We start from the raw sequence: 14,251 nt of genomic DNA on the forward strand, positions 1-14,251 counted from the left end.
CTCACTGGTTTGCGGTGAGCAGCGACGCACAATGGCGAGCCGCTCTCGCCCGCCTGATCCGTACGCCCCTGCCCATGCCGACCCCGCTGCCCGTCCTCAAGTCAAACCGCGCCCACCCCTCGCTTTCGCTCTGCCTCGGCCTGCTCGCGGCGCTGTCGCTGGGCGGGCTGCCGCCCCAGGCGCAGGCGCAGCAAAAAGCCCGGCCCCTGGTCTATTGCGCCGATGCCAGCCCCGAGGGCTTCGACCCCGGCATGTGGGACAGCGCCAGCACCAACACGGCCAATAAGCAGATGTTCCAGGGCCTGCTGGCCTTCAAGCGCGGCACGACGGAGCTGCAGCCCAAGCTGGCCTCGGCCTGGCAGATCTCGCCCGATGCCAAGAGCCTGACCTTCACGCTCAGGCGCGGCGTCAAGTTCCACAGCACGCCCTATTTCAAGCCCACGCGCGAGCTGAATGCGGACGATGTGCTGTTCACCTTCCAACGCTTTGTCGACCCGAGCACGCCCTTCAACAAGGCCTTTCCCGCCAACTTCATCTACCCGCAAAACATGGGTCTGGCCAAGCTGCTGGCGGGCCTGGACCGGGTGGACGACTACACGGTGCGCTTCCGGCTGAAGAGCCCCAACGTCACCTTCGCCAGCAATTTCGCCATGGCCTGGGCCAGCATCCAGTCGGCCGAGTATGCGGCCCAGTTGCTCAAACAAGGCCGCGCCCAGCAGATCAATAACCAGCCGGTGGGCACCGGGCCTTACCGCTTCAAGTCCTATGCCAAGGACGATGTGCTGCGCATGACGGCCAACCCCGACTACTGGGGCGACAAGCAGGAAACCCAGGCGCTGATCTTCAGCATCAGCCGCGAGCCCAATGTGCGGGTGCAGAAACTGCTGGCCGGTGAATGCCAGGTGGCCTCAGCCCTCCGCGACGTGGACCTGGCCGCGATGGACAAGCGCCGCGATGTCACGGTGATGAAGATCCAGGCGCTGAACATCTCCTATCTGTCCTTCAATATGAAGAAGGCCCCCACCAACAATCGCGAGGTGCGCGAGGCCCTGGACATCGCGGTGGACCGCCAAGCCATCTTCAAGGCCTTGTTCCCGCGCGGCGATGCGATGCAGGCGGTCAGCGCCTTCCCGCCCGCCATCCCTGGCTATAACAAAAAGCTCAAGAACGAGTACAACCCCGAGCGGGCGAAACAGCTGCTGGCCAAGGCCGGCTATGCCCAGGGCCTGGAGATCGATCTCTGGGCCCTGCCGGTGAGCCGGCCCACCAACCCGAACGGCCAGCTGATGGCCCAGCTGATCCAGCAGGACTGGGCCAAGATCGGCGTCAAGGCCCACATCAAGACCTATGAATGGGGCGAGTACCTCAAGCGCGCCAACCAGGGCGAGCACGACGTCTATATGAGCGGCTGGGGCGGCGAGAGCGGCGACGCGGACGAGTTCCTGACGCCCAATCTCAGCTGCGCCGCCAACCGCAGCGGCGTCAAGTTCTGCAACAAGGAATTCGAGGCCTTGATCGACGCCGCCCGCGCCGAGACGAACACGCCCAAGCGCCTGGCGCTCTACGAGCAGGCGCAGGAGATCTTCAAACGCGAGCGGCCCTGGATCACCATGGCCCACTCCACCGTCTACATCCCGGTGCGCAAGGATGTGCAGGGTTTCATCATGTCGCCCAATGGCACGGTGGATTTCGAGAACGTCGTCCGCAGATAGGCGCCCATGAGACTCAGGCATATCGAAGTCTTCCACGCCATCATGCAGGCCGGCACCATCAGCGGGGCGGCCCTGCTTTTGCATATCTCGCAGCCGGCCGTCACCAAGGTCTTGCAGCATTGCGAGCTGCAGCTGGGCCTGCCGCTGTTTGATCGGGTCAAGGGCAAGCTCTACCCCACGCCCGAGGCGCATCGCCTGTTTGTGGAGATCGACAAGCTCAACCGCGATCTGCTCAGCATCCGCCGCCTGGCCGCCAGCCTGCGCGCGGGCGAGTCCGAGCGCCTGCGCCTGGTGGCCACGCCCACGCTGGGCGCGGCCGTGATCCCGGCGGCGATGACGCGCTGGTGCGCCGCCTTTCCCAACAGCCACTGCTCCCTGGCCACCAATCACACGCGCGAGATCGTCTCGGCCCTGCTGCTGGGCGAGGCCGATCTGGCCCTGTCCCTGCAGGACCCGCGCCACCCCGGCATCAAGGCCGAGGTGCTGGCCAGCGGACCCATGATGGCGCTCTGCCCGCTGGGCTCCGTCGAGGCGAACGGTACGGGGCCGCTGGACATTGCCGAGATCAAGACCGAGCTGGTCGGCCTGGCCGGCGACGACCCCCTGGCCAATCGGGTCCACGGCGCCGCCGAGGCCCAGGGGCTGAGCCTGCACAGCCGCCTCACGGTGCAGACCTACCAGCTGGCCCGCGCCCTGGTGGAGGCCGGCGTGGGCATGACGGTGGTCGACCCCTTCACCGCCGCCAGCGCCGATCGCGGCCGCGTCCGCCTGCGGCCGCTGGCCCCGGCCCTGCCGGTCCATCTCTATCTGCTCAGCGCCGCCAATGCGCCGCTGGCGCAAAGCGCGCGCCGCCTGGTCAAGTATCTGGGCGAAGCGGCGCGCCGCAATCTGGAGAGCCTGGACTCGTGAGTGAAGCCCTGACGACCCCGCCCGCCATGATCCCTTGCGAGGAGATCGCCGCCCACCCCGACTTCAGGCCCTTGCTGAGCATCGAAGGCATCGCCATCGATCTGCGCTACGCCACACCGGACAACTTCGTCAGCCGCAATGTCTACGGCGGCCTGGACTGCGCCTGGTTGCGCCACGAGGCCGCGGCCGCGCTGCAGCAAGCCGCCCACTGGCTGGGCCGCCAGCGCCCCGGCTACCGCATCGCCGTGCTGGACGCGCTGCGCCCGCAGCGGGTGCAGGAACAGCTGTGGCAGGAGCTGCAGGGCACGCCGCTGACGCTGTATCTGGCCGAGCCCCAGCGCGGGTCCATCCACTCCTGGGGCATGGCCCTGGATGTGACCCTGCTGGACCCGCAAGGCCGCGAGCTCGATATGGGCTCGGGCTTCGACGAGATGAGCCTGATCTCGCACACCGATCACGAGGCCGAGCACCTGGCCCTGGGCCTGCTCAAGCCCGCCCATCTGATCGAACGCGGCTGGTTGCGCGCGGCCATGCGGCAGGCCGGCTTCCAGACCATCAACACCGAGTGGTGGCATTTCGATTTTGGTGATCGCATCCAGGTACGCCGGGATCTGCCCCGCGTCTTGTGAAACAGCGGCCGGCCAAAGAGCGCAACGGCCGCCCCCTATCTTGACAGTCCGTCTTGTCATCTTGAGCTGCTAGTCTGCGAGCAAACCCTGGCCCGGTGTGCAGCAGGAGCATGGTGCTCCAACCCACGCCGGTGAGCGCTGGGTCCCTGGGAGGCGGTCATGACTCACGGTACTCTGATGGTCGAGATGCGGGCGCTGTTGATCAGCGATGAATTGGGCGCCAATTCAGCCCTTGGTCGTAGCCTGCAGTCCCTCAGCAAGGCCTTGAGCGAGCGCGACATCGTCGTGCTGGAGGCCAACACGGCCGAGGACGCCAAGGCCTTGATCAGCGCCGACCCTGGCATCCAATGCATGCTGCTGAGCTGGAATATGAGCCAGGGCGCAGACGCCCACAGCAGCGCGCAGGAGATCCTGCAACTCATCCGCTCACGCAACAGCCATGTGCCGGTGGTGTTGATGGCGGGCCAGGATGGCCAGCAGCTGAACGCGCAGACCATGCGCCAGATCGACGAGCTGATCTGGTTTCTGGAAGACACCACGGCCTTCATCGCCGGCCGCGTGCTGGCCGCCATCGAGCGCTACCGGGCCGCCATCGCACCGCCCTTCACCCGCGCCCTGATCGACTTTGCGCGCAAATACGAATACTCCTGGCACACGCCCGGCCACGCCGGCGGCACGGCATTCCTGAAGTCGCCGGTGGGGGCGGCCTTCCACGACTATTTTGGCGAGAACCTGCTGCGTTCCGACCTGTCGATCTCGGTCGGCGAACTGGGCTCCCTGCTGGACCATAGCGGCCCCATCGGCGAGAGCGAAAAATACTGCGCCAAGATCTTCGGCGGCGACCGCGCCTACACGGTGACCAATGGCTCGTCCATGTCCAACCGGGTCATCATGATGGCCTCGGTGACCCGCGGCGACTATGCCTTGTGCGACCGCAATGCCCACAAGTCCACCGAGCAGGCCCTGACCATGACCGGCGTGGTGCCCACCTATTTGCGGCCCTCGCGCAACCATCTGGGCATCATCGGCCCCATCCACGCACAGACGCTCGGCGCAGAGGCGGTACAGGCCGCCATCCAGGCCAACCCCCTGGCCCAGGACAAGTCCCGCAAGGCCATCCACGCCATCGTCACCAACTCGACCTATGACGGCCTGATCTATAAGGTGCCCCGCGTCGTGGAGCTGCTGGACAAGAGCGTGGACCGCATCCATTTCGATGAGGCCTGGTATGGCTATGCGCGCTTCAACCCGCTCTACCGCGACCGCTTCGGCATGTATGGCGAGGCGCGCGACTACCCGCGCGACAAGCCCACCATCTTCACCACCACCTCTACCCACAAGCTGCTGGCGGCCCTGTCACAGTCCTCCTTGATCAATGTGCGTGATGGCCGCAACCCAGTGCCGCATGCGCGTTTCAACGAGTCCTACATGATGCATGCCTCGACCTCGCCGCTGTACGCCATCATCGCGTCCAACGAGGTCTCGGCCGCCATGATGAGCGGCGTGGGCGGCGTGACCATGACGCAGCAGTCAATCCAGGAAGCCGTCAACTTCCGCAAGGCCTTGTGGCGCTTGCGCCGCGACGCGCAACGCGCGGGCGACTGGTTCTTCAGCACCTGGAATGCCGACACGGTCATCGACCCGGCCAGCGGCAAAAGCATGGCCTTCGAGGACGCGCCGACCGAGTTGCTGGTCAGCGAGCCCAGCTGCTGGGTGCTGCACCCCGGCCAGGCCTGGCATGGCTTTGCCGACATCGAAGCCGACTACTGCATGCTGGACCCGATCAAGGTCTCCATCGTCTCGCCCGGCGTCGCGGAAGACGGCTCTTTCGAGGCCAGCGGCATCCCCGCCATGCTGGTGACGGCCTTTCTGAGCCAGCGCGGCATCCAGGTCGAGAAGACCACCGACTTCACCATCCTGGTGCTGTTCTCGCTGGGCGTGACCCGCGGCAAGTTCGGCACCCTGGTCAACGCCTTGCTGCGCTTCAAGGAAGCCTACGACGCCAACACCCCGGTCGCCGAGGTGCTTTACGCACCGGGTGAGGCCGTGCCCGAGGCCTATCTGGCAATGGGCTTGAAGGACCTGGCCGCCGCCATGTTCGAGCAGATGCGCAGCAGCGACATCCTGCGTCTGCAGGCCCTGGCCTTCTCCTCCCTGCCGGTGCCGGTGATGACGCCGGCCGATGCCTATGCCAAGCTGGTGCACGACGAGATCGAGGAAGTGGCGGTGGACGAACTGGCCGGCCGGGTGCTGGCCAATGCCATCGTGCCCTACCCACCCGGCATCCCCATGCTGATGCCAGGCGAGGCGGCCGGCGCGGCGGACGGGCCCTTCATCGGCTATCTGCGCGGCCTGCAGGACTGGGGCGAGCGCTTCCCCGGCTTCGGCCGCGACACCCACGGTGTGGAAATGAAGAACGGGCGCTATTTCGTTCAATGCCTGAAGTGATCGCTCCTTAATCTCCCCCGCAAAGGAGGCCGCCATGGCTGACTCCAGCAAGAAGATGAGCCTGATGGGCCTGACGACCCTGGTGGCCGTCAATATGATGGGCTCCGGCATCATCATGCTGCCGGCCAATATGGCGCAGATCGGCGCGGTGTCCCTGCTGTCCTGGGGCATCACGGCCCTGGGCTCCATGGCCATCGCCTACAGCTTCGCGCAATGCGGCCTGTTCTGCGCCCGCTCGGGCGGCATGTCGGCCTATACCGAGGAAGCGCATGGCCGCTCCGGCTTCTTCATGGCCTCCTTCCTCTACTACCTCTCGCTGGCCATCGGCAATGTGGCCATCGCCATCTCGGCGGTGGGCTATATCACCCCCTTCATCCCCTGGCTGGGCACCGGCGCCACGCCGCTCTTCATCGGCGTCGTGGCCTTGCTATGGCTGACCACGGTGGCCAATTTCGGCGGGCCCCGGCTGACCGGCAAGATCGGCGCCATCACCGTCTGGGGCGTCATCATCCCGGTGGCCGGCCTGTCCCTGATCGGCTGGTTCTGGTTCAAGTCCGCCATCTTCGCCGCGGCCTGGAATCCGCAGGGCGCGCCCCTGGGCGAGGCGATCTCATCCAGCATCCCGCTGACGCTGTGGGCCTTTCTGGGCATGGAGTCGGCGGCCGCCAACTCCGACGCGGTGGAGGACCCCAAGCGCAATGTGCCCCTGGCCTGCCTGTTCGGCACCGGCGGCGCGGCCGTGGTCTATATCCTGTCCACCACGGTGATCCAGGGCATCGTGCCCAATGCCGAGCTGGCACATTCCTCCGCGCCTTTTGCCCTGGTCTACGCCACCATGTTCAGCCCCATGGTGGGCAATGTGATCCTGTTCCTGGCGGTGGCGGCCTGTGTGGGCTCCTTGCTGGGCTGGCAGTTCACGCTCAGCCAGGTCTCCAAGGCGGCGGCCGATCAGCGCATGTTCCCGGCCTTCTTCTCCCGCGTCACCGCCGCCGAGGCGCCCGTCATCGGCATGCTGGTGGCCTGCGTGATCCAGACGCTGATGGCCATGTCCACCATGTCGCCCGACGCGGCCGCGCAATTCGGCAAGCTGGTCAATCTGGCCGCCGTCACCAATGTGATCCCCTACATCACCTCGCTATCGGCCCTGATGATCATCATGCACAAGGCCAGGGTCGAGCCCGGCCTGTTCAAACGCAATGTGGCGGCCCTGCTGGTCGCCATGGCCTATAGCTTTTATGCCCTCTACGCCTCGGGCAAGGACGCCGTCTTCGGCGGCATGATGGTGATGGCCGTGGGCTATCTGATCTACGGCTTCATCGCCCATCGTTTTCTGGGCGGCGACGCCGGCTCGGCCCCGGCACAGGGCAAGGCCTGAGGGAGGACAAGACAATGGCTAACTCGCAAACAACTCGGCGCCTGCTGCTCACCCTGGGCCTGCTCAGCGGTCTGGCCCTGCCCGGCCTCGCCAGCGCCCAGACCCTGGCCCGCGTGGCCAAGACGGGCCAGATCAATCTGGGCTTTATCGACGATGTGGCCCCCATGTCCAGCCGCAACAGCCAAGGCCAGGTGCAGGGCTATGGCGCCGAGCTATGCCAACCGATTGCCGCGGCCGTCAAGGCCAAGCTCAATCTGGCGACGCTGAACGTCCACTTTGTGGCGGTGAATGCCGAGGAGGCGATAGCCAGGATCGCCACGGGCAATATCGATCTGCTGTGCACGGCCACGGCCGAAACCCTCAAGCGCCGCGAGCAGCTGTCCTACTCCATCCCCGTGCTCAACGGCGGTGTGGGCGTGCTGATACGCCGGGATGCCCCCCGCGCGCTGAGCGAGTTCTTGCAGGGCAAGGTAGCCGCAACGGGTCCGCTCTGGCGTGGCAGCCTCAATGGCGGCCGGACCCACTACACCTATGCCGTGCGCGACGCCAGCCTGGCCGAGGAATGGGCCAAGGCCCAGACCCGCCGCCTGGGTGCGACGGTGCGCACCGTACTCGTGAACGAGGACGCCAAGGGCGTGCAGCTGCTGCGCAGCAAACAGGCCGACGCCTTTGTGGGCGAACGCGTCCTGCTGGAGCAGTATCTGAGCCGCAACAAGCTGGACGGCGAGTTGCTGCTGGTCAAGCGCAGCTTCAACACCGAGCTGCTGGCCCTGGCCCTGGCCCGCAACGACGACGACTTCCGCCTGCTGGTGGACGGCACGCTGAGCAAGCTCTACCAAAGCCCGGAATTCCCGGCCCTCTACGCGCGCTATTTCGGCCCCATGGATGCGGCGACCCAGGCCTTGTTCCAGGGCTGGGTCCGACCCTGAATCGGAGGCCGGTGAGAGGCAGTAAAGTGGCTCGCCATGTCTCCAAACAGGCCGCTGAAGCGGCCCTGACGCCGCCACCATGCCCAAGAGCTCTCGCCGCGCCTTCGCCGCCCAGTCCCTCGCCGCCGTGATCGGCGGCGCCACCGCCACGCTTGGCCATGCAGCCCCCGCAGCTCGCCAGACGCGCCTGCCCCTGCTGCGGCCCAAGCGTCTGCAGCCCGGCGACACCCTGGGCCTGATCGCCCCCAGCCACGCCTTCTTCGAGCGCGAGCCTTTTGCGCTGGCCATCGAGAGCTTGCAAGCCCTGGGCTTCAAGGTCAAGGAAGGCCAGCATCTGCGCGCTCGTTACGGCCAATTCGCCGGCAGCGATGCGCAGCGCGCCGCCGACGTCAACGCCTTCTTTGCCGACGACAGCGTGGCCGGCATCCTGGCCCTGCGCGGCGGCTCGGGCTGCAACCGCATCGTCGACAAGCTGGACTACGGCCTGATCCGCGCCAAGCCCAAATTCTTCGGCGGCTTTTCCGACTTAACGTCGCTGACCAATGCCATGCAGGCGCAGACCGGCCTGATCACCTTCCACAGCCCCATGGCCAGCTCGGAGTGGAACGAGTACAGCCTGAGCAGCTTCCGCGCCGTGGTGATGGAGGCCCAGGCCGCGCTGCTGCGCAACCCGCCGCCGGAGCGGGGCGACAACCTCATTGCCAAGCAGGACCGCATCTGGACCCTGCGCGGCGGCCGCGCCCGCGGCCCCCTGGTGGGCGGAAATCTCAGCGTGCTGGCCTCGCTGGCGGGCTCGGCCTATTTCCCCGACTGCCGCGGCGCCGTGCTGTTTCTGGAGGATGTGAACGAGCCCATCTACAAGCTGGACAGCTGCCTCTCCACCCTGCGCCTAGCCGGCGCGCTCGACCAGCTGGCCGGCGTGGCCCTGGGCGCCTTCAGCAAATGCGAGCCTGGCGAGGGTTATGGCTCGCTGACCTTGGACGAGGTCTTCGACGACTTCTTCGTCAAGCCGCTCAAGATCCCCGTCTACCGCGGCGCCAGCTTCGGCCATATCCGCCGCAAGATGACCTTGCCCGTGGGTGCCGTGGTCGAGATTGATGCGGATGCGGGCAGCTTGCAGCTGCTGGAAGCGGCGGTTCTGTAGGGCGGGTCACGACCCGCCCGCCGCGCCGACTTCGTCAGGAAAGGAAGAACCATGCCATCCACCTTCGAAACCAGCCGCGATCTCCCGCACGCCCCATCCGAAGTCTTCGCCGCCTTCGCCGCCCCCGAACGTCTGGCTCGCTGGTGGGGCCCGGCCGGCTTTCGCAACAGCTTCGAGGTCTGCGAGTTCAGGCCCGGTGGGCCATGGCGCTTCACCATGCATGGGCCGGACGGCAGCGACTACCCCAACGAAGCGCGCTTCGAGGAAATCGTGCGCGAGCGCAAGATCGTGATCCGCCACACCTGCGCGCCCCTGTTCACGCTCGGCATTGTGCTAACGCCCATCTCCACGGGCACACGCCTGCTGTGGTCACAGGTCTTTGACGATGCCGCCTTTGCCGAGGCCGTGCGCCACATCGTGCTGCCGGCCAATGAGCAGAACCTGGACCGTTTGACGACGGAGCTGCGTACCCCCGGTCCAATCACTGCCGGCTGATCCACTCCACCGCTGCGTCCAGCACCGGCCGGCCTTTGGCTGGGGCTTGTTCATCGTTGAGGATGGCGACCAGCACCCAGGGCTGCTTGCGGCTGTCCTGCACATAACCGGCCAGGGCGACGACATTGCGCAGGGTGCCGGTCTTCAGCCGCGCCCGCCCCTCGGCCGGGCCACCCTTGAGGCGGCGGCTCAGCGTGCCGTCCACCCCCGCGATGGGCAGGCTGTCCAGCAGCTCGGGGGCTTGGGCGGAGTCCCAGGCCAGGGCCAGCAGCGCGGCCAGCTGGGCGGGCTTGATGCGCTCAGTGCGCGAGAGGCCGGAGCCGTTGTCCAGCAGCAAGCCCTGAGCGTCCAGGCCTTTCTCGCTGAACCAGGCCTGCACCAGGCGGGCGGCGGCGGCTTGCGTTTCCTCCTCGGGCGCGGCCACCGTGCTGCCCAGCTTCAGAAAGACCAGGCGGGTCAGGGCGTTGTCGGAGCGCTTCATCCCCCCCCGCATCACCTCGGCCAGGGGCCGGCCCAGATGGCTGGCCACGACGCGGGCGCCGGCCGGGGTGGCGGCTTCCAGGCCGGGGCCGGCCAGCGTGCCGCCCAGCTCCCGCCAGATCTGGCTGACGGCCTGCACGGCCAACCACTGGCGGTCGAGCAGGTTCAGGGCCTGGTTCTGGCGACAGTCGCGCGGGAAGCTGCCTTGCAACTGGATCAGTTGCTCCGCACCGTCTGCTTGCAGACTGACCCGGGGCGTCAGCCAGTCATCACCCCAGTCCTTGCAGGCCTTGTCGTTCACGCCCATGGCGCGGGTATCGAAACGCAGGCCAGGCCAGGCGGGGCTGGCACGCACTTGCAGCGGGCCGCTGCCTTCGCGGGCGAGCTCGTAATTGAGCAGGCCGCCGCCCAGCATCAAGGCATCGGGAATCAGGTTGTAGGGGAACTCGGGCGCTTCGTCGAAGGGCGGCACATTGAGATCCGGCCGGGCCGGGCGGAACAGCGTGCGATCCACCACCAGGCCGCCGCGGATCTCGCGCACGCCCTGCTCGCGCAGCTGGCGCAGCATCAGCCACAGGGCGCCCCAGTCCAGATCGGTGTCGGCGCCGCCGCGCAGATAGAGCGCGCCCGGCAGCACATCGCCTTGCAAGGCCGTGTCGACCAAGAGATCGCTGCGGCCGCGCGAGTTGGCGCCCAGGCGGTCCAGGGCCACGATGGCCGTCACCAGCTTCATGGCCGAGCCCGGCTGCATGGGCGTCTCGGCCTGAACCCGCCAGCCGGCGCCGCGATCGGCCAGCGGGAAGGCCACCAGGCCCAGGGCCTGCTCGGGCAGCTTGACCCGCTGCAGGGCGCTGCTGAGTTCGGGCGGCAGCTCGGCCCTGGGGCCCAGCTGGGCACAGGCACTCAAGCCCAGGGCCAGGACAAAACCGGCGACCCGCGCGACACGGCGAGAAGCAGCAGTTGGAGAGCAAGTTGCGGGTGTTGGCATGAGCCAACTGTACGGCGGCGGCCAGCCCATCACTTTGCGCATAGCGCCCAAGGCTGCGGCCGGGCGGGCTGAGCAGCACAAGCCTTCCCCACAAGTGCCCAAGCCCCAGGCCATGGGCCCGGCCACGCTTTTCCGGCGTTTTGCGCGGGCCGACGCATCACCGCAGGTTATGCAAGAGCGACAAGCATTCATTGCGCCCGATGCAACAACTCCGGTCCCGCCCTAGTGCGGGCGGCCAGGGCTTGCCGCCATCATCGCTGCCATTGCCGCGCCCCCGCGTCCACCCCGAGGAGAAGAATCGTGCCCTTGTTGATGAAGAAGTTGCCCCCACTCGCCCAGGTTCCGCAAGCGCTGGTCCTGGCCGGCCTGTGCGCCCACCTGGCCCTGAGCGCCACCCAGGCTCAGGCCCAGACCGCGCCAGCGAGCAAGATCGAACGGGTGGAAGTGACGGGCTCCAGCATCAAGCGGATCAAGGACGAAGGCGCCCTGCCGGTGCAGATGATCACGGCCGATGAGCTCAGCCGCCAGGGCATCCAGACCGCCGAGCAAATGCTCAGCCAGCTGGGCATCAACGCGGCCGGCGCCGACAACGCGACGTCAAACAACAATGTCTTCGGCGCCGACACCGACCGTCTCACCGGCGGCTCCAGCAATGCCAATCTGCGCGGCCTGGGCGCCGGCAGCACCCTGGTGCTGTTGAATGGCCGGCGTGTTTCCACCCACGGCATGAGCGGCGGAGCGGTGGACCTCAACGCCATCCCCATGGCCGCCCTGGACCGGGTGGAAATCCTCAAGGATGGCGCCTCGGCCATCTACGGCACCGACGCCGTCGGCGGGGTGATCAACTTCATCCTGAAAAAGGATTTGCAGGGCGTGAACCTGGGTGTGGATTTCACCAAGCCCCTGGCCGATGGCGGCGGCACGACCCGGCGCGCGGCCCTCACCGCTGGCTTCGGTGATCTGGGCAAGGACCGCTTCAATGTGCTGATCAGCGCCACGCTGGACAAGAACGACATCTTGCGTGGCAGTGATCGCCGCTGGGCCAATGGCTTCCAGCCGGAGCTGGGCCTGTCGCCCAATTCCTCCAGCTCGCCTTTTGCCAATATCCTGGGTGCTGCCAACACGGCCCTGCCCTCGGCCGGCTCCACCGTCGGCAGCAGCGGCGACACCACCAAATACACCCGCATCAATCTGCTCAGCCTGCAAGGCAAGTGCGGCGAGGTGGAGGCCGGCGTGCAGTTCCAGCCCCTGCTCTGGAACAGCTCCCAGGCCAGCGGCCGCTACCTCTGCAACACCGACTACGGCTCGCAATACATGCTGGCCCCACCGCTGGAGGCCAAGAACCTGGTCGCCCGCGCCGCGTTTGCGCTGAGCGACAAGCACACGGCTTTTGTCGAATTCACCGGCTCGCGCACCGAGGTGCGCGCCGAGCTGACGCCCTCGCAGTTCAGCACCACGGCGGCGGCCGGCAATTTCTACCCGGTGAACGGCCCCCACTACCTGAACCTGAAGGACTACGGTGTCGCCAACTTCGACCCGAGCAAGCCCATCTCCTACCGCTGGCGCATGCAGGACTTTGGCAACCGGGTGATCAACAACATCTCCGACAACCAGCGCCTGCTGGTCGGCCTGGACGGTGAGCTGGGCAGTTACTTCTACAAGCTGGGTCTGTCCAGCGCCAAGGCCGAAGGCAAGTCGCAGCTGATCGATGGCTATGCCTATTCCGCCAAGCTCAATGACGCGCTCAAGACCGGCAAGATCAACCCCTGGGTCAAGCCCGGCGAGAAGCAGACGGCCGAGGCCATGGCCTTGATCGAGTCCACCAAGGCGCGCGGCGAGCTGATGGGCGGCAAGACCGGCCTGACCCAGTTCGACGGCGCCTTGTCGGGCGAGCTGTTCAAGCTGCCGGCGGGCGTGGTGGAGTTCGCCACCGGCTTCGATCTGCGCCGCGAGACCTATGAATTCGCCATGACCGAAGGCGGCTTCAGCTGCGTCTCCACCCTGGCGACGACCGTCAGCACCGATGTCTTGCTCTGCCCGGGCAACTCCGCCGTGCCCAAGGTCAGCCGCGATGTGAAGGCCTTGTACGCCGAGCTGGCCGTGCCGGTGTTCAAGGGCTTTGACCTGCAGCTGGCCCTGCGCCACGACCGCTACAGCGACTTTGGCGGCAGCACCAATCCCAAGCTGGCCTTCCGCTATCTGCCGATCGAAGCGCTGCTGCTGCGCGGCTCGGTGAACACCGGCTTCAAGGCCCCCAGCTTCCAGCAACTGAGCCCCAACACAGCGCCGCGCGACTTCACCGGCACCTGGTCCGACCCCGTCCGCTGTCCTAACGACCCGACTCAGTGCAATATCATCGGCCTGGACTACACCGACAGCGGCAACCCCAATCTGAAGCCCGAGAAGTCCAAGCAGGGAACGTTTGGCGTGGTCTTCTCCCCGCTGAAAAACCTCAGCATCAGCGCCGACTACTGGCGCGTCGATCTGGACGAGCGCATCCGCAAGCTCACCATCAACGATGTGCTGAACAACTACGCCCTCTTCCCCGAGCGCTTTGTGCGTGACGCCAGCGGCAATGTGACGCAGGTCAACGCCGGCTGGATCAATGCCGCCGGCAGCTCGACCAAGGGGGTGGATTGGGGCGCCAGCTATCTGCTCAATACCGAGCTGGGCAAGTGGCGCGCCGACATCAATGGCACTTATATGATCAGCCACCAGGAACGGGCCATCGAGACCCTGCCCATGGTCGAATACGTGGGCCAGTTCGGCACCCGCACCATCTATCTGCGCAACAAGTTCAGCGCCAGCCTGAACTGGAGCCGCGGCGACTGGGCCAGCACCTTCACCGGCAGCTACAAGTCCGGCTATGCGGACCAGAATATGTCGGCCAAGGGCGTGCTACCCGCCAGCGCCAACAAAGATGTGAGCAGCTACGCCATCTTCGGCCTCTACGGCAGCTATAGCGGCTTCAAGAACACCCGACTGACCCTGGGCCTGCGCAATCTCTTCGACAAGCAACCGCCCTTCACCCACCACGATGTGGACGATGTGGTCGGCGCCGGTTGGGATCCGCGCGTGGCCGACCCCTTTGGCCGCACGCTGACGATGTCGCTGCGCTACGAGTTCAGGTAAGCGCAGGCCA

Annotated in this window: 10 protein-coding genes; 9 read left to right on the forward strand and 1 reads right to left on the reverse strand. The window is 66.6% G+C overall.

Annotated features, from left to right (window positions below):
- Window positions 1-14: 14 nt before the first annotated feature.
- The 8 genes from HNP55_RS09870 to HNP55_RS09905 all read left to right on the forward strand — a co-directional run bounded on the left by HNP55_RS09870 (window position 15) and on the right by HNP55_RS09905 (window position 9,641).
- Window positions 15-1,712: an ABC transporter substrate-binding protein gene (locus HNP55_RS09870; protein WP_184298731.1), complete on the forward strand. Its 1,698-nt coding sequence runs from the start codon at window positions 15-17 to the stop codon at window positions 1,710-1,712.
- A gap of 6 nt (window positions 1,713-1,718) precedes the next feature.
- Window positions 1,719-2,621: a LysR family transcriptional regulator gene (locus HNP55_RS09875; protein WP_184298733.1), complete on the forward strand. Its 903-nt coding sequence runs from the start codon at window positions 1,719-1,721 to the stop codon at window positions 2,619-2,621.
- Window positions 2,618-3,250, forward strand: a complete 633-nt coding sequence (locus HNP55_RS09880; protein WP_348648683.1) for a M15 family metallopeptidase — start codon at window positions 2,618-2,620, stop codon at window positions 3,248-3,250. The genes HNP55_RS09875 and HNP55_RS09880 overlap by 4 nt, the downstream gene beginning before the upstream one ends.
- 159 nt (window positions 3,251-3,409) lie before the next feature.
- The gene (locus HNP55_RS09885) at window positions 3,410-5,698 is read left to right on the forward strand and encodes an Orn/Lys/Arg decarboxylase N-terminal domain-containing protein (protein ID WP_246448306.1); all 2,289 of its coding nucleotides are present in this window, start codon (window positions 3,410-3,412) and stop codon (window positions 5,696-5,698) included.
- Between the two features lie 34 nt (window positions 5,699-5,732).
- The gene (potE, locus tag HNP55_RS09890; RefSeq protein WP_184298735.1) at window positions 5,733-7,073 is read left to right on the forward strand and encodes a putrescine-ornithine antiporter; all 1,341 of its coding nucleotides are present in this window, start codon (window positions 5,733-5,735) and stop codon (window positions 7,071-7,073) included.
- 14 nt (window positions 7,074-7,087) lie between these two features.
- On the forward strand, window positions 7,088-8,002 hold the full coding sequence (locus tag HNP55_RS09895; protein ID WP_184298738.1) for a transporter substrate-binding domain-containing protein: 915 nt from the start codon (window positions 7,088-7,090) through the stop codon (window positions 8,000-8,002).
- 79 nt (window positions 8,003-8,081) lie between these two features.
- A complete protein-coding gene (locus HNP55_RS09900; protein WP_184298740.1) occupies window positions 8,082-9,146 on the forward strand; it encodes an LD-carboxypeptidase in 1,065 nt (354 codons plus the stop codon).
- Window positions 9,147-9,197: 51 nt separating this feature from the next.
- Window positions 9,198-9,641 (forward strand): SRPBCC domain-containing protein, encoded by a 444-nt coding sequence (locus HNP55_RS09905; RefSeq protein ID WP_184298742.1) that lies wholly within the window; start codon window positions 9,198-9,200, stop codon window positions 9,639-9,641.
- Here HNP55_RS09905 and dacB read toward each other — a convergent pair.
- On the reverse strand, window positions 9,628-11,109 hold the full coding sequence (gene dacB, locus HNP55_RS09910; RefSeq protein ID WP_184298744.1) for a D-alanyl-D-alanine carboxypeptidase/D-alanyl-D-alanine-endopeptidase: 1,482 nt from the start codon (window positions 11,107-11,109) through the stop codon (window positions 9,628-9,630). The genes HNP55_RS09905 and dacB overlap by 14 nt on opposite strands.
- 300 nt (window positions 11,110-11,409) lie before the next feature.
- Here dacB and HNP55_RS09915 point away from each other — a divergent pair, with 300 nt between their 5' ends.
- Window positions 11,410-14,241 carry a TonB-dependent receptor gene (locus HNP55_RS09915; protein WP_348648684.1) on the forward strand — a complete coding sequence of 944 codons (2,832 nt, stop codon included), beginning with the start codon at window positions 11,410-11,412 and terminating at the stop codon, window positions 14,239-14,241.
- Window positions 14,242-14,251: the final 10 nt, after the last annotated feature.

Source organism: Roseateles oligotrophus, from assembly GCF_014204525.1.
In the GTDB taxonomy this organism is placed as follows: Bacteria; Pseudomonadota; Gammaproteobacteria; order Burkholderiales; family Burkholderiaceae_C; genus Paucibacter_A; species Paucibacter_A oligotrophus_A.

What these genes read in the sequence shown, in the direction of transcription:
- potE (WP_184298735.1), top strand. Translation starts at nt 5,733, where the DNA reads ATGGCTGACTCCAGCAAGAAGATGAGCCTGATGGGCCTGACGACCCTG.
- HNP55_RS09900 (WP_184298740.1), top strand. Translation starts at nt 8,082, where the DNA reads ATGCCCAAGAGCTCTCGCCGCGCCTTCGCCGCCCAGTCCCTCGCCGCC.
- dacB (WP_184298744.1), bottom strand. Translation starts at nt 11,109, where the DNA reads ATGCCAACACCCGCAACTTGCTCTCCAACTGCTGCTTCTCGCCGTGTC.
- HNP55_RS09905 (WP_184298742.1), top strand. Translation starts at nt 9,198, where the DNA reads ATGCCATCCACCTTCGAAACCAGCCGCGATCTCCCGCACGCCCCATCC.
- HNP55_RS09885 (WP_246448306.1), top strand. Translation starts at nt 3,410, where the DNA reads ATGACTCACGGTACTCTGATGGTCGAGATGCGGGCGCTGTTGATCAGC.
- HNP55_RS09895 (WP_184298738.1), top strand. Translation starts at nt 7,088, where the DNA reads ATGGCTAACTCGCAAACAACTCGGCGCCTGCTGCTCACCCTGGGCCTG.
- HNP55_RS09875 (WP_184298733.1), top strand. Translation starts at nt 1,719, where the DNA reads ATGAGACTCAGGCATATCGAAGTCTTCCACGCCATCATGCAGGCCGGC.